Annotated in this window: 16 protein-coding genes and 3 tRNA genes; 4 read left to right on the forward strand and 15 right to left on the reverse strand. The window is 68.7% G+C overall.

The genetic code is table 11. The features are described from left to right. Positions 1-33: 33 nt before the first annotated feature. The 4 genes from NBG84_RS09610 to NBG84_RS09625 all read right to left on the reverse strand — a co-directional run bounded on the left by NBG84_RS09610 (position 34) and on the right by NBG84_RS09625 (position 5,895). On the reverse strand, positions 34-1,962 hold the full coding sequence (locus NBG84_RS09610) for an ABC transporter ATP-binding protein (RefSeq protein WP_250919154.1): 1,929 nt from the start codon (positions 1,960-1,962) through the stop codon (positions 34-36). Between the two features lie 50 nt (positions 1,963-2,012). Continuing rightward, on the reverse strand, positions 2,013-3,746 hold the full coding sequence (locus NBG84_RS09615) for an ABC transporter ATP-binding protein (RefSeq protein ID WP_250919155.1): 1,734 nt from the start codon (positions 3,744-3,746) through the stop codon (positions 2,013-2,015). A gap of 365 nt (positions 3,747-4,111) precedes the next feature. Next, positions 4,112-5,560, reverse strand: a complete 1,449-nt coding sequence (locus NBG84_RS09620; RefSeq protein ID WP_250918902.1) for an FGGY family carbohydrate kinase — start codon at positions 5,558-5,560, stop codon at positions 4,112-4,114. Positions 5,561-5,595: 35 nt separating this feature from the next. Next, positions 5,596-5,895, reverse strand: coding sequence for a YtxH domain-containing protein (locus NBG84_RS09625; RefSeq protein WP_250918903.1), 300 nt, complete (start codon positions 5,893-5,895; stop codon positions 5,596-5,598). A gap of 179 nt (positions 5,896-6,074) precedes the next feature. Here NBG84_RS09625 and NBG84_RS09630 point away from each other — a divergent pair. The 3 genes from NBG84_RS09630 (at position 6,075) to NBG84_RS09640 (ending at position 6,478) form a co-directional block, all read left to right on the forward strand. Then, a tRNA-Asn gene (locus NBG84_RS09630) sits at positions 6,075-6,147 on the forward strand. Positions 6,148-6,152: 5 nt separating this feature from the next. Then, positions 6,153-6,225, forward strand: a tRNA-Asn gene (locus tag NBG84_RS09635). 179 nt (positions 6,226-6,404) lie between these two features. Beyond that, positions 6,405-6,478, forward strand: a tRNA-Ile gene (locus NBG84_RS09640). A 329-nt stretch (positions 6,479-6,807) separates the two neighbouring features. Here the strand turns inward: NBG84_RS09640 and NBG84_RS09645 are convergent. Then, positions 6,808-7,227, reverse strand: a complete 420-nt coding sequence (locus NBG84_RS09645; protein WP_250918904.1) for a peptidase inhibitor — start codon at positions 7,225-7,227, stop codon at positions 6,808-6,810. Between the two features lie 726 nt (positions 7,228-7,953). Here NBG84_RS09645 and NBG84_RS09650 point away from each other — a divergent pair. Beyond that, positions 7,954-8,853 carry a peptidoglycan-binding protein gene (locus tag NBG84_RS09650; RefSeq protein WP_250918905.1) on the forward strand — a complete coding sequence of 300 codons (900 nt, stop codon included), beginning with the start codon at positions 7,954-7,956 and terminating at the stop codon, positions 8,851-8,853. Positions 8,854-9,257: 404 nt separating this feature from the next. On the opposite strand, the gene NBG84_RS09655 is transcribed toward NBG84_RS09650, so the two are convergent. From NBG84_RS09655 to NBG84_RS09700, 10 genes are all read right to left on the reverse strand, one after another. Further along, the gene (locus NBG84_RS09655) at positions 9,258-9,950 is read right to left on the reverse strand and encodes an RraA family protein (protein ID WP_250918906.1); all 693 of its coding nucleotides are present in this window, start codon (positions 9,948-9,950) and stop codon (positions 9,258-9,260) included. Next, positions 9,947-11,566, reverse strand: coding sequence for a class I adenylate-forming enzyme family protein (locus NBG84_RS09660; protein ID WP_250918907.1), 1,620 nt, complete (start codon positions 11,564-11,566; stop codon positions 9,947-9,949). Before NBG84_RS09660 ends, NBG84_RS09655 begins: the two co-directional genes overlap by 4 nt. Before the next feature lie 73 nt (positions 11,567-11,639). Further along, positions 11,640-13,238, reverse strand: coding sequence for a hydantoinase B/oxoprolinase family protein (locus NBG84_RS09665; RefSeq protein WP_250918908.1), 1,599 nt, complete (start codon positions 13,236-13,238; stop codon positions 11,640-11,642). Then, on the reverse strand, positions 13,235-15,337 hold the full coding sequence (locus NBG84_RS09670; protein WP_250918909.1) for a hydantoinase/oxoprolinase family protein: 2,103 nt from the start codon (positions 15,335-15,337) through the stop codon (positions 13,235-13,237). The genes NBG84_RS09665 and NBG84_RS09670 overlap by 4 nt, the downstream gene beginning before the upstream one ends. A gap of 185 nt (positions 15,338-15,522) precedes the next feature. Beyond that, complete coding sequence (gene fdxA / locus NBG84_RS41375) at positions 15,523-15,837, reverse strand: ferredoxin (RefSeq protein ID WP_250918910.1); 315 nt, start codon at positions 15,835-15,837, stop codon at positions 15,523-15,525. A gap of 46 nt (positions 15,838-15,883) precedes the next feature. After that, the gene (locus tag NBG84_RS09680; protein ID WP_250918911.1) at positions 15,884-16,978 is read right to left on the reverse strand and encodes a 2-oxoacid:ferredoxin oxidoreductase subunit beta; all 1,095 of its coding nucleotides are present in this window, start codon (positions 16,976-16,978) and stop codon (positions 15,884-15,886) included. After that, positions 16,971-18,848, reverse strand: coding sequence for a 2-oxoacid:acceptor oxidoreductase subunit alpha (locus NBG84_RS09685; protein WP_250918912.1), 1,878 nt, complete (start codon positions 18,846-18,848; stop codon positions 16,971-16,973). The genes NBG84_RS09680 and NBG84_RS09685 overlap by 8 nt, the downstream gene beginning before the upstream one ends. A gap of 467 nt (positions 18,849-19,315) precedes the next feature. Then, positions 19,316-20,089 carry a class I fructose-bisphosphate aldolase gene (locus NBG84_RS09690; RefSeq protein ID WP_250918913.1) on the reverse strand — a complete coding sequence of 258 codons (774 nt, stop codon included), beginning with the start codon at positions 20,087-20,089 and terminating at the stop codon, positions 19,316-19,318. An 86-nt stretch (positions 20,090-20,175) separates the two neighbouring features. Continuing rightward, positions 20,176-20,598, reverse strand: a complete 423-nt coding sequence (locus NBG84_RS09695) for an ester cyclase (protein ID WP_250918914.1) — start codon at positions 20,596-20,598, stop codon at positions 20,176-20,178. Then, positions 20,595-21,059 carry a VOC family protein gene (locus NBG84_RS09700; protein ID WP_250918915.1) on the reverse strand — a complete coding sequence of 155 codons (465 nt, stop codon included), beginning with the start codon at positions 21,057-21,059 and terminating at the stop codon, positions 20,595-20,597. The genes NBG84_RS09695 and NBG84_RS09700 overlap by 4 nt, the downstream gene beginning before the upstream one ends. Between the last annotated feature and the right edge of the window lie 60 nt (positions 21,060-21,119).

The raw sequence follows: 21,119 nt of genomic DNA on the forward strand, positions 1-21,119 counted from the left end.
CGTATGGGGTGACCTCTCCCCGCGCCCGAGCCCTCAGTCCACCTCGACGACCGCCTCCGCGAACTGTGCCGAGTACAACCGGGCATAGGCACCCCTGGCCGCCAACAGCGCGTCATGTGTGCCCTGTTCGACGATGGAGCCGTTCTCCATCACCAGGATCACATCCGCGTCCCGGATGGTGGAGAGCCGGTGGGCGATCACAAAGCTGGTACGCCCATGGGCCAGCCGGGCCATCGCCTTCTGGATCAGCACCTCGGTACGGGTGTCCACCGAGCTGGTGGCCTCGTCCAGCACCAGGATGACCGGATCGGAGAGGAACGCCCGTGCGATCGTGATCAACTGCTTCTCGCCGGCGCTCACCCCGGCGCCATCGGCCCCGTCGTCGGAGAGGACCGTGTCATAGCCCTCGGGCAGCGTCCGGATGAAACGATCGGCGTGCGCGGCGCGTGCCGCTGCTTCGATCTCTTCCCTGGTCACCGCGTGGGAGGCCCCGTAGGCGATGTTGTCGGCGATGGTTCCGCCGAACAGCCAGGTGTCCTGGAGGACCATGCCGATCACCGATCGCAGGTCTTCCCGTGACATCTTCGCGACATCGACCCCGTCGAGGCTGATGCGTCCAGCCGTGACCTCGTAGAACCGCATCAGCAGATTGACCAGCGTGGTCTTCCCGGCCCCGGTCGGACCGACGATCGCGACCGTCTGCCCCGGTTCGACGCTCAACGACAGATTCTCGATCAACGGCTTCTCCGGGGCGTACCGGAAGGAGACGTTCTCCATCGAGACCTGTCCCGCCGGCCGCTCCAGGTGCTCCACCGAGGGGCTGTCCGGCTCCTGCTCCTCGGCGTCCAGCAGCTCAAAGACCCGCTCGGCCGATGCCACGCCCGACTGGACCAGGTTCGCCATCGACGCGACCTGGGTCAGCGGCATGGAGAACTGCCGCGAGTACTGGATGAACGCCTGCACATCGCCGATCGACAGCGCGCCCGACGCCACCCGCAGCCCGCCGACCACCGCCACCAGCACATAGTTGAGGTTGGAGACGAAGAACATCAGCGGCTGCATGATCCCGCTGTTGAACTGGGCCTTGAAGCCGGCCTCGTACAGCGCTTCGTTCTGCTCGGCGAACTCCTGCGCCGACTCGTCCTGCCGCCCGAAGACCTTCACCAGCGCATGACCGGTGTACATCTCCTCGATATGGGCGTTGAGCTTCCCGGTCGACTTCCACTGCTGCACGAAGTGGGGCTGGGAACGCTTGCCGACCTTCGTCGCCACGAGCACCGACAGCGGGACCGTCACCAGCGCGACCAGGGCCAGCAGCGGTGAGATCCAGAGCATCATCGCCAGTACGCCCACGATCGTCAGCAGCGAGTTCACCAGCTGCCCCATCGTCTGCTGGAGGGTCTGCGAGATGTTGTCGATGTCATTGGTCACGCGGCTGAGGACCTCACCGCGCTTGGCCTTGTCGAAGTAGGACAGCGGCAGCCGTTCCAGCTTGGCCTGCACATCCGCACGCATCCGAGACACGGTCTGGTTGATCACTCGGATCGACAGCCGCGAGGAGATCAGGGCCAGGAACCCCGCGACGATGTAGAGCGCCAACGCCACCAGCAGCACCTGGCCGACCGCGCTGAAATCGATGCCCTGCCCGGGGGTGAACCCGACGGTCGAGAGCATATCGGCGAGTCCGTCCTCGCCCTTGGCCCGCAGCGACTCGATCGCCTGCGCCTTGGTGGTGCCCGCGGTCATCTCCCGGCCGACGACACCGGCGAAGATCAGGTCGGTCGCCCGCCCCAGCACCAGCGGCCCCACCGCGGAGAACGCCACACTCAGCACGCCTCCCGCCAGCATGGCCCACAGCAGCGCCCGATCCGGCGCCAGCTGCCGCAGCAGCCGCTTGCTTGAGCCCTTGAAGTCCATGGAGCGCTCGCCGCCGGCCATCATCCGCCCGGCCGGGCCGCCCATCGGGGGAGCTCCCCCCGGTCGTCTCTCGCTGCTCTGCCCGTTCTGCCCGCTCATGCGGCCTCCGCCTCCGTCAGCTGCGAGAGCACGATCTCCCGATAGGTCTCATTGGCCTCCATCAGCTCGCGGTGGTTGCCCATCCCCACGACCCGGCCCTCATCGAGAACCACGATCCGGTCGGCGTCACGGATGGTGGAGACCCGCTGGGCGACGATCACCACGGTCGCGCTGGCCGTCTCGGCCATCAGCGCCGCTCGTAGCGCGGCGTCCGTCGCGTAGTCGAGCGCGGAGAACGAGTCGTCGAAGAGATAGATCTCCGGCTGCTGCACCAGCGTCCTGGCGATGGCCAGTCGCTGTCGCTGCCCACCGGAGACATTGGTACCGCCCTGGGCGATGGGGGCGTCGAGACCGTCATCGAGCTCCCGTACGAAGTCGGCCGCCTGCGCCACCTCCAAGGCCCGCCACAGCTCCTCCTCGCTGGCGTCCGGCCGTCCGTACCGCAGATTGCTGGCGATCGTGCCGGAGAAGAGATACGGCTTCTGGGGCACGAGCCCCACGGTTCGCGCCATCAGCGCCGGATCGAGCTCGCGCACATTGACGCCGTCGACGAGCACCTCGCCGCCCGTGGCGTCGAACAGCCGGGGCACCAGACCGAGCAGGGTCGATTTGCCGCTGCCCGTCGAACCGATGATCGCGGTCGTCTCACCGGGGTGGGCCATCAGGGTGACCTCCCGGAGCACCGGCTCCTCCGCGCCCGGATACCGGAACTCCACATCCCGGATCTCCAGATGCCCGTGCTGCGGCACCTCGTACACGGGGCTCAGCGGCGGCACCACACTGGAGTCGGTCCCCAGCAACTCCTCGATCCGCTCGGCGCACACCTCGGCACGCGGCACCATCATGAACATGAAGGTGGCCATCATGACGGCCATCACGATCTGCATCAGATAGGCGAGGAACGCGGTCAGCGCGCCGATCTGGATCGCCCCGCTGTCCACCCGCTGGGCGCCGAACCAGACCACGGCGACCGACGAGACGTTCACGACCGTCAGCACGATCGGGAACATCAGCGCCATCAGCCGCCCGGTGGCCAGCGATACGCCGGTGAGGTCGGCGTTTGCCGCACCGAAGCGGTCCCGCTCATAGGAGTCACGGACGAAGGCGCGAATGACGCGGTTGCCGGTGATCTGTTCCCTCAGCACCCGGTTCACGGTGTCCAGCCGCTCCTGCATGGTCCGAAACAGCGGGCGCATCCGGATGACCAGCACGGTCACCGAGACACCGAGGACCGGGACGACGGCCAGCAGCACCGCGGAGAGTGTCACGTCCTGGCCCAGCGCCATGATGATGCCGCCGATACACATGATCGGCGCCGAGACCATCAGGGTGAACGCCATCAGCGCCAGCATCTGAACCTGCTGGACATCGTTGGTCGTGCGAGTGATCAGTGAAGGCGCCCCGAAGTGGCCGACCTCACGCGCCGAGAAGCTCTGCACCCGGTCGAAGACCGCGGCCCGCACATCACGGCCGAGGGCGGCGGCGGTCCGCGCGCCGAAGTAGACGGCACCGATGCTGCAGAAGACCTGCACCACGCTGATGGCGAGCATCAACACGCCGAGCCGGACGATGTAGCCGGTGTCCCCCTTGACCACACCGTTGTCGATGATGTCGGCGTTCAGGGTGGGTAGGTAGAGCGTGGCACTGGTCTGGAGCAGTTGTAGCAGTACCAGCAGGGCGATCGGTCTTTTGTACGGACGCAGGTATGTCCGCAGCAGTCGTATCAGCACGCGCGGTCTCTCGGGTTCGGCAGCTTTGGCGGGGGCGACGTCTATGGGAGACGGGAATGCCATCTTCCGTCACCCGCTCCCCGAACCCCAGGTGATTTCTCCAAGCTGGAGTCAAGAGATCCCCACACGAACCGAAACTCGGGATGCGCGCCGGGCCCGACCGGCACGGTTTCTCTGCCGGACTACCGCACGGTCTCCCCGGCACTCGGCCACCGAGCCGAGCAGGTCAGCGCAAGCTTCCCCGCAGGTGGTTCTCCCAGCCAGCCGAGAACTGCCCGGCTGCCGCAGACAGCGCAGCCGAGCACCCTCGTGGACCTCTTGATCCGCCAGGACCAGGTCGTCAGCGGCCAGGAACCGGTCGCTGGTCAGCCGGCTCCACCCGAGAAGGCTCCTGGGTGCAGCTGATCCCGCGTCGCCCCGTACTGCTGGCGCACCGCCTGGCCCACGGCGAGCTCATCGCCTGCGTCCAGCAGCTGCACCGCCGCGTCCTGCCAGATCGGCGGCGCGGTCGGCGACAGCGTTCCCTGCGAGACCCCGAGCGCCCATGCCGCCTGCCGGGCGGCACCGAGCGCCGCGTAGTCCGCGGGCTGCGGTACGACCACCTGAGCCCCGAAGATCGCGGGGGCCGCAGCCTGCACAGCGGGCAACCCGGCCGTCGCGCCCAGCAGAAACACCCGCCGTACCTCGACCCCGCGCCCGCGCAGCACATCGAGCGCGTCGGCCAGCGAGCAGAGCATCCCCTCGAAGGCGGCACGAGCGAGATGCTCGGGCTTCATGGACTCGCGACGAAGACCGCTGAGCGTGCCCGCGGTATGGGGCAGCCTAGGCGTCCGCTCCCCCTCCAGGTAGGGCAGCAGCACGAGCCCGCAAGCGCCCGGGGTGGACTTCATCGCCAGGTCGGAGAGGGAATCAAGATCATCGAGCCCCAGCATCTCGGCGGTGCCGCGCAGCGCCCGTACGGCGTTGTTGGTGTGCACGACCGGCAGATGCATCCCGGTGGCGTCCGCATACGAGGTGATCATCCCGCTGGGATCGGCCAATGCCTCATGGTGCACGGCCATCACCGAACCGGAGGCCCCCAGCGAGACGACCGCGTCCCCGACGGCGACCCCGAGCCCGAAGGCGGCGGCCATGGTCTCGCCGGTTCCCGCGGAGATCAGCAGCCCCTCGGGTGTGGTCCCGGCGGAGTCGGCGGGGCCGAGCACCTCGGGCAGCGCACAGCGGTGCCCGAGCGCCAGCTCCACCAGATCGGGCCGGTAGCTGCCCGAACCCGCGGACCAGTACCCGGTGCCGGACGCGCTGCCACGGTCGGTGGTCCGACGCGCGGGCCGACCGAGCAGCTGCCACACCAGCCAGTCATGCGGCTGGAGCACGCTCACCACCCGCTGCGCCACCTCGGGCTCCGCCCGCGCCAACCAGCGCAGCTTCGCCACCGGGTGGGTCGCCTGCGGTACGGAACCGACCGCCTCGGCCCAGGCCTGCCGCCCTCCCAGTGCGTCAATCAGATCGGCCGCGGAGACCTGCGCTCGCTTGTCATTGCCGAGGAGCGCAGGCCGCACGAGATTGCCCTGATGATCTAGCGGTACGAGTCCGTGCTGCTGCGCGGAGACCCCAATGGCCTGCACCCCTTCGAGCAGCCCACCGCCGGCCGCCTCGCCGAGCGAGAGCAGCCAGGCCTGTGGATCTATCTCGGTGGCCTTCGCGTCGACAGGGTGCGCGGCATACCCCTGCCGCAGCACGGCACCCGTGTCCGTGTCACAGACCACGATCTGTGTGAGCGCAGACGAACTGTCCAAGCCGGCGACTATCCCCATGGGGGAGATTCTGCCCCACCGGCCGTTCGGCGTCGTCAGGTGTTGCTGGTTCCCCAGTCATCCTCGCCACTCGCGCCGCGTTCCCGTAGGGATCGCACCCGCTCGGCCAGGGACTCCGGCATCCGATCGCCGACCTTCTCGCTGACGACGTGGAACGCCTTGCCCGCTACCTGTCGACCATTGCTCGCGGCCGACTCGGCCGCGTTGCGCACGGCGGGGTTCTGGGAGAACTCCCGCACGCTCTTCCGCAACTGTTCGTAGCGCTCGCGGCCGGCCCGCGTTCCGATCACATAGCCGACGGCGAGCCCGGCGATGAACGTGAGCTTGTACCGCATGGGCTGCCACCCTTCCTTTGCGTACGTTGGGTGCTGCCCGTCTACCCGGCATCGCCCGTGATCACCCCGGGCCATACCGATTGGCGGAGCACCCCCCTGCTTGCGCTAATGTATGTGTCGCAGCGAGCACACGCCCTCCGGGACGCCCCGGCCAGGTACGTTCGGTGCAGATGCAGCAATCCCCTGTAGCTCAATTGGCAGAGCAGCCGGCTGTTAACCGGCAGGTTACTGGTTCGAGTCCAGTCGGGGGAGCGCGATCCCCTGTAGCTCAATTGGCAGAGCATTCGGCTGTTAACCGGAGGGTTGCTGGTTCGAGTCCAGCCGGGGGAGCAGAGCGCGAAACGGGACCCCAAGGGGTCCTTTTTCGTGTGTTCTGACAGACATGTGGAACCGCGTAGAGGACAGCGGTGTCTCCATGGTCGAGCGTTGCCGACCATCCGAGGCAGGAGATCGTATGAGCGGCTATGCTGCGGCAGACGGCGCGCACATTTGTGCGCGACGCGCCGTTAGGGGCGGTAGCTCAGCCGGTTAGAGCAGCGGACTCATAATCCGTCGGCCGTGGGTTCGAGTCCCACCCGCCCCACCGGAGCGTTCTTCTGATGAATCGTTCCCACCAGCCTTGGAGTGCCCCCACTGGTCTACACCAGTACGGGGGTGCTTCGCTGTTTGAGGGGCTGTGCGTGCGTGAGCGGGCGTCCTGGACGTCCCGCTCTGGTCGACGGGCGCTCGCCCTGTGGTTCAGCGCGGTGACCGCTCTGATCGGACTGCTCCGCTGAACTGCCCGCTGTCCGGCCTCCACGGGGTCGGGCAGGGGCAGTCTTCGGTGTCCGGCAGCCACCGCTCAGGACTCAGGCGCGGTGTGTTGCCCGCGCTCTCCCCGGCCCCGGGCTGTCTGAGGCTGGCGATCAGCGGTCACAGGATGTTCCAGGGCTTGGCGTTTCCGGTGCAGACCGCCGCGGAATCGGCGAAAGCAGGGTTGCCGCCCGAGGTGTTGCTGGAGTTGCCCCCCGAGTTGATGGTGGCCTGTGGTGCGGCAGGCCAATCGGCGTCCCCGTTGTAGTCCCAGAGAGTAGCTTTCACCGACAGGTTGTTTCTGTAGGAGACGATGCCGGACCACGGGGGTCCACTCAGGTTGTACTGCCACAGCCACCAGCAGTTGCTGACGCTGCCGGTGGAGAATTCCATCGTCCGGTAGAGGGTGCTCCGGTAGAGGCAGAGCTTGTCTGACGCACAGGGCTCGTCGGCTGCGGCGGGTGGGGCGGCGAGGACGCCGCCGCCGATCGTCATGGCGAGTGCCGAGATGGTTACGGCTGTCTTGCGGCGCAGATTCATACGGTTTCCTCCTGGCGGGGCGGACACGGCATGTACTGGCGACCTGTCAGGGCCATATCGCTAGCCGGGACCGGAATCGACCCTTCCTGATCGGTATCAGAACATACGCGCTAACAATCCGTCAGAACAGATGTGGTGCGCATATTTATCCGGCTATGCACCCACATAGGGCGAAGCGGGATCGGCGGCTCATGTGCCGGGGGCGCGTCGGGTGAGCCGATCGCGCCCGGTGCGGAGGTATTCGTGGTCGTAGTCAGCGAGGGCCAAGGCGGCCAGGAGAGGCCCGTGCCATCCCGTTGAGCATCCCGGGGAAGTAGAGGAAAGTCGGTCGAAGCTCCGCTATACAGGGGTATGGCCCTACTCTCGGCGCTCGAAGCCCCAGTCGAGTGCGGGCAGCCATGGACGTTCCCGCGCGGGGCAGACGAGCCCGAGCAAGGAGCCCATGGCCCTCGCCGCCAAGGGGTACGGCGGTGCTCGCGGTGGCCGCAGTTCGCGGCTGAGGGAGTCGCCGGCCGCCTTCGGGGGTGGCTTTGGTAGATGTCTGGGGGTGCTGACTGATGGCGTGATTGAGTACCTGTGAGACCAGTGAAAAGAGATAAGCCTGAGGTCAGAACCGTCTAGGGGATGTGATGGATGCGTTGGCATCGCCCTATGTTGGCGCGATCGTTTCGATGAAAGGATCGCCGGAGCTGGCTTCATGATCCGTCTGCACGAAGGAGGCCGCTCATGGCCCAACCCATGTCCGCCGCCGCGTTTGTCGATGCGTTGCGTGATGAGGGATTGAAGGTTGTCCAGGTCGGCAACTGGCGTAGTAACAGTCGTAGCCACAAGGGGCCTTGGGGGCCCGTGCACGGTGTGATGGTCCATCACACCGTGACCAAGGGCACGGCGAACAGCGTGGCCCTGTGTCGGGACGGGCATAGTGCGCTGCCTGGCCCGCTCTGCCACGGGGTGATCGACAAGCAGGGCGTGGTGCATCTGGTCGGCTACGGTCGAACGAACCATGCCGGACTGGGTGATGACGATGTGCTGCGGGCCGTCATCGCCGAGAAGGCCCTACCGCGTGACAACGAGGCGACCACCGACGGGAATCGGCACTTCTACGGGTTTGAGTGCATCAACCTCGGCGATGGCAAGGACCCCTGGCCCGCGGTCCAGTTGGAGGCGATCGAGAAGGCGTCGGCCGCGCTCTGCCGGGTGCACGGCTGGTCGGCGAGATCGGTCCTGGGGCATCTGGAGTGGCAGCCAGGGAAGATCGATCCCCGTGGGTTCACCATGGAGTCCATGCGGCAAAGGGTCGAGGTGCGGCTGAAGGGGGAGAAGCCGACCGCCCCGCCGACCAAGCCTCCGGTGAAGAAGCCCCCGACCAAGCCCGCCTATGAGCCGTTCCCTGGTGCGGCCTGGTTTGTGATGGGACGCAAGTCCCCGATCATTGCGGCCATGCGCAAGCGGCTCATCGCCGTGGGCTGCAATCGCTATCAATCGTCGGCCAACCCGGATGTGCTGGGCTCGGGTGACAAGGCGTCGTACGAGGCGTGGCAGCGAAAATGCGGTTACACCGGAGCCGCTGCCAAGTGGCCGCCAGGCAAGAAGACATGGGATCTCTTGAAGGTCCCGAACGTCTGACCCCGGCCCGGGCCCGCTGCTGCGGGAAACGCCTTGTGAGCGCGCGGGTCCGACCGCTCAGAGGCGTCACGGCCGAACGGGTTGCACACTGAATCCCCGAGGTCATCCCCGGTGAGTCCGAGGTCATCGCGTTGGGCCGCTCCAAGGCCGGGATGGTTCAACGTGATGACCAGCCCGCCGGTATGGCGGAGCGGACTCTTCACCCTGCGACGAGGGCCGGCCTGCGCCACCAGGTTCTCCCGCCCGGACTATGACACCTCGGATGTCATCGATCTCGCGGTGGGTATCGGTGGATTTCTGATCAAGGTGCCCACCGCCGAGGAACTCGCCCTGGTCCATGAACTCCTGGCCGCCCGTCAGACCTCACCAAAGTCCAGACCCGAGACCGAGGGTGATACGCCGGGCTATGCCTTCCGACCGCGGAGCCGGGTCACCACCTGGGCCTTTGGGGCGTACGCCAACGGCAGTCGCAGGCCCGAGACCAGTGCCTCCAGCACCTGTTCCTCCGCCTGGTGGTAATCCGCCGCGTCGGCGAGCAGACCGGCCGCCGACTCCGGCCTCAAGACGACCACTCCACCGTCATCCAGCAGCACGGGGTCACCATCCGCCACCGACACCCCGCTGATCTCCACCTGGCCGCCGATCTCCGCGACATGAATCTCCGTGCTCGGGCCCGCCGTGGCCTCAGCGGATGCCCAGATACGGAGCGATAGATTCTCCAGTGCCGTCACATCGCGGACACTGCCTTCCACCAGCGCACCCACCGCCCCTCGGGCGAGGGCCGCCGTCGTCAGGATCTCGCCCCAGACCGCGCCCGGCACACAGTCGGCACCCGCGATGACCAGGACCTGCCCGGCCAGGTTCTCCCCGAGTAGCGCCCGCAGGGGCCCCAGGCCATGGCTGCCAGGACCCGGTGCCATCCGGATGGTGCGGGCGGCGCCCAGCGCGGGCGCGGCCGGGCCGCGTTGGAACGGGCGCAGCGGAGGGGTCAGCCAGCCGTTTCGGCCGTGGAGTTGGAGTACGTCGGCGAGTGCCGCCGTCGCCGGTAGCCGCTCCGGAACCGGAAAGGAGAAGAGCTGGGCCGGTGATGTCGTCATGTCCCGGGCCTCTCGGAGAGTTTGAACTTGCGGATCTTCCCGACGGAGGTGCGCGGTAGCTCGGCCACCTGCTCGAAGCGCACCGGACGCTTGGACTTGGCCAGCCGTGCCGTGCACCACTCCGGCAGATCGTCGAGCGCCCCGGGGGGCGCTGCCGGCGTCCGGACCACATAGGCGACCGGAACCTCATCGCGTACCGGATCGGGTTCGCCGACCACGGCCGCCTCCAGTACCGCCGGGTGTTGCGCGAGGACGGCCTCGATCTCGACCAGTGACACGTTCTCGCCGGAGACCTTCAGCACATCGCCGCGTCGGCCGGCGAAGAAGAACCGTCCCTGCGGGTCGACGCTCGCCCGGTCACCGGTGGCGAACCAACCGTCGTCGAAGGGGAAGGAGTCGGCCGTGGCTTTCGGGGCGTCGAGATAGCCGGCGAACAGGGTGGACCCCGGCTCTCCGGCGACGAAGACCTCGCCTTCATCCCCGGTGGCCAGGGCAGCTCCGGTCTTCGGGTCCCGTATCTCCACCCGGCAGCCCAGCGTCGGCTGCCCCATGGACGCGGGCTCCGGGACGATCGCGCGGTTGGTGAGCACCGCGGGTACGGTCTCCGTCATTCCGTAGAGCTGGCGGGGGCGGCAGCCGATGAGCTCGGCGAACCGCTCGTACTGCTCATCGGTGATGTTCTGCGCGTACCAGCAGTGGACGATCCGCAGCCCCGGCACCGGTGTGGCGCCCCGGGCGAGAACCATGCGGATCGGCGCGGCGAAAAGACTGAGATGGGTCACCTCATGCCGGGCCGCCTGGGTGAGCAGTCCGCTCGCGGAGAAGGCGGGCATCAGGACGACGCTCGCCCCGGCGGTGATGGCCGGGGCGAAGGAGTAGTACTGCGCGTTGGCGTGGAACAGGGGCAGCACCACGAACTGGCGGTCGGCCGCCCGCAGCGCCGCCGCCGATGCCATCACCTCGCCCGCGAAGGCGTAGTTCGCCTGGGTGACCATCACGCACTTGGGCTCCGCCGTGGTGCCCGATGTGAACATCAGGCCGGCCAGATCCGCTGGTTGAGCGTCCACCGCCGTTACCGCACTCGCCCCGCGCAGAGCCGTGAAACCGGTGTCGGTGAGCTCCACCTCCACCACTTCGGTACCGGTCCGAGCGGCGGCGGCCCGGTACTCGGCTGCCTGGTCCGGTCCGCAGAAGCCGAGGGAGGCACGGGTGCGCCGTAGCTGGGCGGTGAACTCCGGGGCGCGGGCCGATGGGTCCGAGCAGACCATGGCCGCCCCGAGCCGGGTCAGCGCCAGCCAGATCGCCACAAAGGCCGGGCAGTTGGGCAGGGCGATGCCTACCCGGGAACCCCGGGACACCCCGCGCTCGCGCAGCCCGCCCGCGATCCGCGCGACCACCTCGTCGAACGCGCCGTAGGTCCACCGGGTCACCACCCCGTCGGGCGCCTCCCAGATGAGGAACGGCCGCTCGGGGGCGGCGGCGACGGTGTCGGCCCAGCGGGCCGCGAAGGTGGGCAGGGGGTTCGCCATGTCCTGGCCTCCGGAGGCAAAGGGGTACGGATACTGGTCGAGCGTTGTGGCGAGTGCGGTGGGTCGAATCCACCGTGGAAGGACCACGGGTGCCCCGGTACGACCTCATCGGTCGCACCGGGGCTCTTCGCGGCGGTCGCTGTCCACCGCGGAGCACTGTTCAGCCTCCGACTGGCACGGCCTTCTCGGCCTCCGCGGCCACCGGCTCGCCGTAGCCGCCGCCGCCCGGGAGTTCCAGCCGTACGACATCGCCGGGCTGGAGCGTGATCCGTGCCTGGGTGCGCACCGGCTCGCCGTTGACGAGGAAGCGGCCCGTCGCGCCAGCGCCGCCGCCGAAGACTCCCAGCGGTCCCCGGGCGAGTCGGCTGGTCACCGCGTTGAGCACCCAGGGCGAGGGGGAATCGACCGTGAACTCGATGGTCTGCCCCATACCGCCGTCCTGCGCGCCCTTGCCGCCCGAACCCCGACGCAGTTCCTTGCGCAGGAACCGGATGGGCGCGGACGCCTCCACGACCTCCAGCGGTACGGCGGAGACACCCGTGGGGTACGAGGTGGTGGACAGGCCGGGCTTGGTGGCCCGTGCGCCCACTCCGCCCGCGTAGGTGAACATCGCCGTGATGAACGGCTTGCCCTCCGCGTCATGGCCGCTGACCTGCATGGTCCATACGGCCGCCGACCCCTCGGCCATCACGGCCTCCGGGAGCGCCTGCGACATCGCCTGGAGGAGCGGCATCGGGAGGAACATGCCCACCACATGGCGTGCGGTGCAGGGCGACGGTGCCACCGCGTTGACGATGCTGCCCTCCGGCGCCTCCACCAGGATCGGCCCCAGCGATCCCGCGTTGTTGGGAACCTCCGGATTGAGCAGGCTGCGCAGGGTGAACGTCGTATACGCGTGGGTGTAGTTCTTCACCACATTGATGCCGAACGGGCTCGGGCCCGACGATCCCGCGTAGTCGACGAGGATCTCGCCCTTCTCGGAGTCGATGGTCACCGCCACATTGATGGTGATCTCCGAGCCGTCCGCCAGGTCCAGGATCGAGGACGCGCGGTAGGTGCCACCGGGCAGCTCGCGGATCGCGCGCCGGGTGGCCTCCTCCGAGCGGCGGATCACCTCGTCGGCGAGGTCTTCGATGTCGTCCAGATCGTAGGAGTCCATCAGGGCCTGGAGGCGACCCGCGCCGACCTCGCCCGAGGCCATCTGGGCGTGCAGGTCACCGGCCATGTGGGTGGGCTGGCGCACATTGGCGAGGATGAAGTCCCACACCGGCTCATTGCGCCCGTTGGCCGTGGTCAGCTTGCTGATCGGAATCCACAGGCCCTCCTCGAAGACATCGCGGGCGCCCGCGCCGATGCCGTAGCCGCCGACGTCGGTGTGGTGGATCGTCGAGCCGAAGAACGCGATCACCCGGCCACCGCGCCACACCGGCACCAGCACGGTGACGTCCAGCAGCTGACCAGCGGTCTGGTACGGGTCGTTGGTGATCAGTACGTCGCCGGGCTCCAGCGAGTCCACCGGGTGGCGGTCGAGGATGTTCTTGCAGGCGATGGCGAGGGAGTTGATGTGTCCCGGCGTTCCGGTGACGGCCTGGGCGACCATCCGGCCGCGCTGGTCGAAGAGGGCGTTGGCGAGGTCGCCCGCCTCGCGCACGATCGGGCTGAACGCCGACCGCTGGAGCGCCTTGGCCTGCTCGTTGACGGTGGCGATGAGCGAGCCCCACAGGACTTCCAACTCGATCGCGTCAAAGGTGCGGGTCACTTGGAGTCCTCCTTGGCGGTGGCGGTGACTGCCGTGGCGACGATCGAGCCGTCGGGTGCGACCTCGCAGCTCCAGCCGTCGGGGATGACGGAGGTGGTCTCCCGCTCCTCGACGAGGGCGGGACCTTCGAAGCGGTCGCCGGCGCCGAGTTCGGCACGGCGGTAGACGGGTACGGACACGGCGTCCGCACCGCGGTGGAAGCGGGCGTCCCGGTGGCGGTTGGGCACCGGGGTGCCGCTGCCCGCGGCGACGGCCGGTACCTCGAAGCCCGGCGCGTCCGACCAGGCGGCGACCCGCCAGGTCACGACCTCGACCCCGACATCGGGGATGCGCAGACCGTAGATCTTCTCGTACTCGGTGTGGAAGAGCTCCAGCGTCTCCTCCAGGGTCGCGGGCCAGGAGGCGCCCTCACCGACCCAGAGGGTGATCTCGTTGCCCTGGCCGTCGTAGCGGGCGTCCAGGCCGTAGCGGTACTGCACATCGCCGGCCGCCGCGCCCGCCGCCGCCAGAATGCGGCGGCCTTCCTGGCGCATGTCCTCAAGGAGGAGATCCCGATCGGCGGAGACCCCGTCGTTCAGGGAGCGCACCATGGACCGGGCCAGGTCGATACGGACCGGGCTGACCAGGGTGCCGAACGCGGAGAGCACACTCGCGTTCACCGGGAAGATCACCCGGGGGGCTTCCAGGATCGTCGCCACACCACAGGCGTGTACGGGGCCCGCGCCGCCGAAGGCGATCAGCGCCACACCGCGGAGGTCGATACCGCGTTCCACGGCGTGCATCCGGGCGGACGCGGCCATGTTCTGGTTGATCACCTCGTAGACGCCGACGGCGGTGTCATCGGTGCTGGCGCCCAGCTTCTCGCCGAGCGGTGCGAACGCCGCCCGCGCCCGGTCCAGGTCGAGCGGCATCTCGCCGCCGAGGAAGTACGCCGGGTCCAGCAGGCCCATCACCAGGTCAGCGTCGGTGGTGGCGGGAATGGTGCCGCCACGGGCATAGCTGACCGGGCCGGGGTCGGCACCGGCCGAGTCGGGTCCTGCCTTCAGCAGACCGAGGTCATCGACCCGGGCCAGGCTGCCGCCGCCCGCGCCGATCTCGACCAGGTCGACCGAGGGAATGGAGCAGGGGTAGCCGGAGCCCTTCTTGAACCGGTAGACCCGGGCGACCTCGAACTCGTTGGTCAGCTCGGGCTGGTAGTTCTCGATCAAGCAGGACTTCGCGGTCGTACCGCCCATGTCAAAGCAGAACAGCCGCTCCTCGCCGAGTCGCTGGGCGTACCAGACCCCGGCCAGCGCACCCGCCGCGGGACCGGACTCCACCAGCCGGATCGGCACCTTGCGGGCGTCGTCGGCGGAGACCACACCGCCGTTGGAGAGCATCATCAGCACCGAGGCGCCGAAGCCGGTGGCCGTCAGCCACTCCTGGAGCTCCTGGAGGTAGGGGCCGATGACGGGCATGGTGGCCGCGTTGCAGACCGTGGTGATCATCCGGGGGTACTCACGGATCTGCGGGGTCACCTCGTGTGAGGCGCACACCGGGATGCCGAGCCGCTTGGCGAGCCCCTCGGTGACGAGCCGCTCGTTCTCCGCGTTGGCGTAGGAGTTGAGCAGGCAGACCGCCACGGCCTCCACATCGTGCTGCCGCAGTTCCTCGGCGAGCGCGTCCAGGCCGGCCTCGGTGGGGCGGGTGCGGACATCGCCGTTGGCGGTGGTCCGCTCATTGATCTCAAAGACCAGATCGCGGGGGATCGGCGGCGCCGGGAACTCGATCTGGAGGTCGTACATGTCGTAGCGGTGCTCGCTACGGATCTCCAGGGTGTCGCCGAAGCCATCGGTGGTGACCAGCGCGGCGCGTCCGGTCTTGCCCTCGATCAGGGCGTTGGTGATGAGGGTGGTCGCGTGGACGATGGGCCGGATGATGTCGCCGGGGGAGATCCCGGCCTTGTCCAGCGCGGAGAGCACTCCGGTGCGTACCCCGCCGAGCGGCGCCGAGGGGGTGGTGAGCGTCTTCTCGACAACGACACGGCCGCTGTCTGCATCCAGCAGGACAACATCGGTGAAGGTGCCGCCGATGTCCACGGCAAGGCGCCAATCAGTCACGTCTGGCCTCTTCTCTGGTTGGGGTGGTTCGGGTGTACGGGCGCCGGTTGCGCGGGTGCACGGTGAGGTGTGCGAGCTGCCTGGGCGGAGAGGGGAACCGCCCGTTGGGGCGGCGAAGTTGCCGGAGCGGAGGTGGGAACCGCCCCGGGGTGGCGTGGGGTTGGGTATCGAGGGGTGGCCATGGGTCAGGCCGATCCGGTGCGGGCCGGGAGCTTGAGCACATCGGGGTGGTCGTCCACAGGGCCGGCGTCCGGCTCGTCCTCGCGGCCCGCGGTCACCGCGGTGGCGGCATCGAGGTGCCAGAGCCACTCGGTGGGCAGGGTGTCGGCGGGGTAGATCGCCTCCACCGGGCAGACCGGCTCGCAGGCCCCGCAGTCGACGCATTCGTCCGGGTGGATGTAGAGCATCCGCTCGCCCTCGTAGATGCAGTCCACGGGGCATTCGGCGATACAGGTGCGGTCTTTGACGTCGACGCAGTTCGTACCGATCACATAGGTCATGGGCACCTCCCGGGCGGGTTGCGGTCGGGGTGGGGACGGGCGGGCATCAGACGGTCCAGTGGTCGCGTCCGGCCAGCAGCGCGTCCAGATCGCCGGGGCCCGAGGCCTGCACGGCCTGTTCCAACTGCTCGGCTACCTGGCGGTCGTAGGACGGTCGGGCGACCGAGCGGAAGACACCGATCGGGGTGGGGCCGCCGTTCTCGGGCAATCGGGAGAGGGCGAAGGCCAGGGCGGGGTCGGCGGCGTGGGCGTCATGGATGACCTCGGCGTCCGAGCCCTCCGTGGCACCCGCTTCGGCGGCGGGCCGTAGCGAACCGGCCGCATCGCGCACGATGGTGTGTTCGCCGTCCGACCCGTAGCGCAGTGGCTGACCCTGTTCGAGCCGGAGCAGATGGTCGTCCCGGGTGGCCGGGTTCTTCAGTACCTCGAACGCGCCGTCGTTGAAGATGTTGCAGTTCTGGTAGATCTCGACCAGCGCGGTGCCCTCGTACTCGGCGGCCGCGCGCAGCACCGATGTGAGGTGCTTGCGGTCGGAGTCGACGGTACGGGCGACAAAGCCCGCGCCCGCCCCCACCGCCAGGCTCACCGGGTTGAACGGGGTGTCCAACGAACCCATCGGGGTGGACTTGGTGATCTTCCCCGGCTCGCTGGTGGGGCTGTACTGCCCCTTGGTGAGGCCGTAGATCCGGTTGTTGAAGAGCAGGATCTTGAGGTTCACATTGCGGCGCAGGGCGTGGATGAGGTGGTTGCCGCCGATGGAGAGGGCGTCTCCGTCGCCGGTGATCACCCAGACCGAGAGATCCGGGCGGGAGACCGAGAGCCCGGTGGCGATGGCCGGGGCACGGCCGTGGATGGAGTGCATCCCGTAGGTGTTCATGTAGTACGGGAAGCGGGAGGAGCAGCCGATGCCCGAGACGAAGACGATGTTCTCCCGGCGCAGCCCGAGTTCGGGCAGAAAACCCTGGACGGCGGCGAGGATGGCGTAGTCCCCGCAGCCGGGGCACCAGCGGACCTCCTCGGCGGAGCGGAAGTCCTTCGCGCTCTGCTTGACCGGGCCCTCGCTGGGGTTGGTGATCAGGGGCAGCGGGACTCGTCGGGGTCCGGGGCCCGTCAGGGGCGGGGAGAGCAGGGATTCAGACATCGGAGATCACCTTCTCGATGGCGTTCCGCAGGTCGCTGGACTTGAACGGGGTGCCGCGCACCTGGGTGTGGGAGATGGCGTCGACCAGATAGCGACCGCGGATCAGCAGCGCGAGTTGGCCCAGGTTCATCTCCGGGACGAGTACGCGGTCATAGGCCGCGAGGATCTCCCCGAGATCGTTCGGGAAGGGGTTGAGGTGCCGTAGATGTACCCGTGCCACCGAACCTCCGGCGGCGCGTACCTCCGCACAGGCGGCGGCGATCGGTCCCGCGGTGGAGCCCCAGCCGAGCACCAGCACCCTGGCGTCCCCGGTGGGATCGTCGACGACGGTCGGGGGCAGGTCGTTGGCGATGCCGTCCACCTTGGCCTGCCGGACGCGGACCATGAACTCGTGGTTGTCGGCGTCGTAGGAGATGTCGCCCGTGCCGTCGGCCTTCTCCAGCCCGCCGATACGGTGTTCCAGGCCGGGTGTGCCGGGTACGGCCCAGGGCCTGGCCAGCGTCTGCGGATCGCGGAGATAGGGCAGGAAGCGGGGTGTGCCGTCGGCCGCGACCCCATTGGGTCCGCTGGCGAACTCGACCCTGAGATCGGGCAGTGCGGCCGACTGGGGGACCCGCCAGGGCTCGGAGCCGTTGGCGAGGTAGCCGTCCGAGAGCAGCACCACCGGGGTGCGGTACTTGAGCGCGATCCGCACGGCTTCCAGCGTGGCGTCGAAGCAGTCGCCCGGCGAACTCGCGGACACCACGGGTACGGGGGACTCGCCGTTGCGGCCGTGCAGCACCTGGAGCAGGTCGGCCTGCTCGGTCTTGGTGGGGAGCCCGGTGGAGGGGCCGCCGCGCTGGATGTTGACCACGATCAGGGGTAGTTCCAGGGTGACGGCGAGTCCCACGGCCTCGGCTTTGAGCGCGATGCCCGGGCCGGAGGTGGTGGTGACGCCGATCGAGCCGCCGAAGGACGCTCCGAGCGCCGCGCTGACCGCCGCGATCTCGTCCTCGGCCTGGAAGGTGGTCACACCGAAGTTCTTGTGCCGGCTGAGCTCATGGAGGATGTCGGAGGCCGGGGTGATCGGATACGACCCGAGGAACAGGGGCAGCCCGGCCCGCTCGGCACCGGCCACCAGACCGTAGGCGAGGGCCAGATTGCCGGTGATGTTCCGGTATGTACCGGCCGGCGCGGGAGCGGGGGCCACCACATAGGAGACGGCGAACGCCTCGGTCGTCTCACCGAAGTTCCAACCGGCGTGGAAGGCCGCGATATTGGCCCGCATGATGGCCGGCTTCTTGGCGAACTTCGTCGTCAGATGGGCGATGGTGTTCTCGGTGGGCCGCTGGTACATCCAGGAGAGCAGCCCGAGCGCGAACATGTTCTTCGACCGCTCGGCGTCCTTGCGGCTCAGCCCGAAGTCCTTGAGCGCACCGACCGTCAGCGTGGTCAGCGGCACCGGCTGGACGGTGTACGCCTCCAGCGAGCCGTCTTCCAACGGGTTGGCCGCATAACCGGCCTTGGTCAGATTGCGCTTGGTGAACTGGTCGGAGTCCGCGATGATCTGCGCCGCGGGCCGCAGATGCTCCAGGTTGGCCTTGAGCGCGGCCGGGTTCATCGCGATCAGCACATCGGCGCTGTCACCCGGAGTCGCCACCGAATGGTCGGCGAAGTGCAACTGGAAGGCGGAGACCCCGGGCAGGGTGCCCTGGGGGGCCCGGATCTCGGCGGGGAAGTCGGGCAGCGTGGCCAGGTCATTGCCGAACGTCGCGGTCTGCGCGGTGAACCGATCGCCGGTGAGCTGGATACCGTCGCCGGAGTCTCCGGCGAACCGGATCACCACTCCGGGGACGGCAAGGACCTGCTTGGCAAGGACCTGCTTGGACATGATCGCGACTCCTGATCGCAGGGACGACTCGGGAAGACGGCTCGGAAGGACGCTGGGGCTCCTGGGGCGGTCGTCCTGGGGACGGCTCATGGGACGTGCCTGCTGCCGGGGCTGCCGGGTTCGGCAGCGAGGTGTCTGCGGGCGACTGCCCGCAGCGGGTCACACGGAGACCGGGCCCGGCCGTTGGGCCGGATAGGGCCGGTCTGGAAGGCGGTGTCGTGACGGAGGTACCGGGAAGGACGCCGGGGGAGTGTGCACCACATGGCGTTCGGACCGGGGTCCGGGGCACCGCTGGCGTTCCGGCTGCGCGACGGGGTCGGCTGGGGGAACGAGCGATCGGTAGAGGCTCGATGGAAGCGGGCTGGTCGGCGGTCGGACCGGGGGTCACCCCCCGGGCCGCACGTGCGGTGTGCGGACCCGGGGGACGACCGGCGTGCGGGCCGGGAAGGCAGGTCCCGGCCAGGGGGCTAGCTGCCGTGGACCGCCTCGCGCAGTCGCGCGACCAGCTTCTCCGGCTGCGGCGAGCCCCACACATTGCGGCCGAAGGCGACACCCGCGCCACCGGCCGCGACGACGCCCTTGGCGAGCGCCACCACATCGTCCTCGCTCTCGGACTTGGGGCCACCGAGCGCCACCACCGGCACCGGGCACGCCGCGATGACCTCGGCGAACTCCTCGGTCGGCCCCGGACACACGGTCTTGACGATGTCCGCGCCCAACTCGGCGCCGATACGGGCGGCCCGGGCCACGTTCTGCATGGTCCACGGCACCGCGCGACCCCAGCCACCGGGGATCATCTCGGCCATCACCGGCAGACCGAGCTGCTCGCACTCGGAGGTGAGCCGCGCCAGCCGCTTCAGCGACAGGTCCTCGTCGGGTGCGCCGGGGAAGGCGAGCACCACCAGACAGTCAGCGCCGATCCGCAGCGCCTGCTCCGGCAGGTGCATGATGTCGTTGACATCGCTCTGGGGCATGTCGCCCAGCTCGGACGAGCCACCGTCGACCCGAAGGACCAGTCCGGCCGAGGCGAAGACATCGGCGTAGGCGCGGGCCAGATGCCAGGTGGCGAGCACGGCGTCCGGCTTGCCGGACGCGATCTGGCTCATCGGCTCGCCGAGCGGCGGGCCCTCGCCCATGTAGGCGGCGTGGTCGATGGCGACGAAGACGGCGCGTCCGTCCGCCGCGAACATGCGGCGCATCCGTCGGAGCTTGCCCCCTCCGAGGGCCGAATAGGTCTGCACAGTGATTCCTTTCATCGCTGGCTAGGCAGCTGTTCTGGGGCCGGCACCGGTGGTCCGACTGGTCTGCTGTGCCTCGTGTGCGGCGGTCATCGGCGCCACCGCCGTTGTGCGGTGGTCTGCTGGTGGAAGGCTCCGCTGTCCCAGTAGTCGACGCGGTGCGCGACCCTGCCGTCCTTGACCCGGAACCGGAAGACGCCTCGGATACTGATCTCCGGACGGTGTGCGGCCCCGGCCCAGGTGAAGGACATCCGATAGGCGAGCGCCGCCCGGTCGCCGTCCACCAGGAGGTCTTCGATCTCGTAGTTCAGACCCTGGAACTCGGCGAGGAAGCCGGCCAGCCGCTCCCGGTAGGCCTGCCTGCCGTGCAGGCCCTTCCCCAGGGTCGAGGTGTGCTCGTTGTGGAAGTCCTCGGTCACCCGCTCGGCGATCTGGTCGGGATCACCGCCGTTGAGCGCTTCGAGATAGCTCGTCACCGCCGACCGGGTGCCGGACTCCGTACGGGCGGTCACTGCTCCGCCCCGGCACCCCAGAGGGTGCGAACCTCCTCGAAGACCTGCTGGTTGTGGGAGATCTCGATGACATTCCCGTCGGGGTCGTTCAGGGCGCAGATATAGCCGACCGGGGCGGGCAGCTCCATCGGCTCCCAGTGCAGACAGCCGGCCTCGCGGGCCCGGGCCGCGGTGTTGTCGACGTCCTCCCGGTTCGGTACCTCCATCCCGAGGTGGGCGAACGGGGTCAGCTGGGGCTGCTTCTTGCCCTTGTCCTTGTTGAAGCCGACGAGGACCAGCACGAACGGGGTCTCAACCTGGCCCTGGTTGGACAGCCAGGCGTTGGCGCCATCGGCGTCGCTGTGCCGGGCCACGACGACCAGCGGGGTGAACGAGGTGTAGAACTCCACCGCCGCTTCGAGGTCGTTCGTCGGCAGCGCGATATGCGTCCAACGGGCCTCGGTGAGCTTCTTGTCGAGCACGGATGCTCTCCTCTCCTACGAATCGTCGGCGATCAGGCGACCAGGCGACCGGCCCATCCG

It is taken from the genome of Streptomyces albipurpureus (assembly GCF_023701525.1).
Classification (GTDB): Bacteria; Actinomycetota; Actinomycetes; order Streptomycetales; family Streptomycetaceae; genus Streptomyces; species Streptomyces albipurpureus.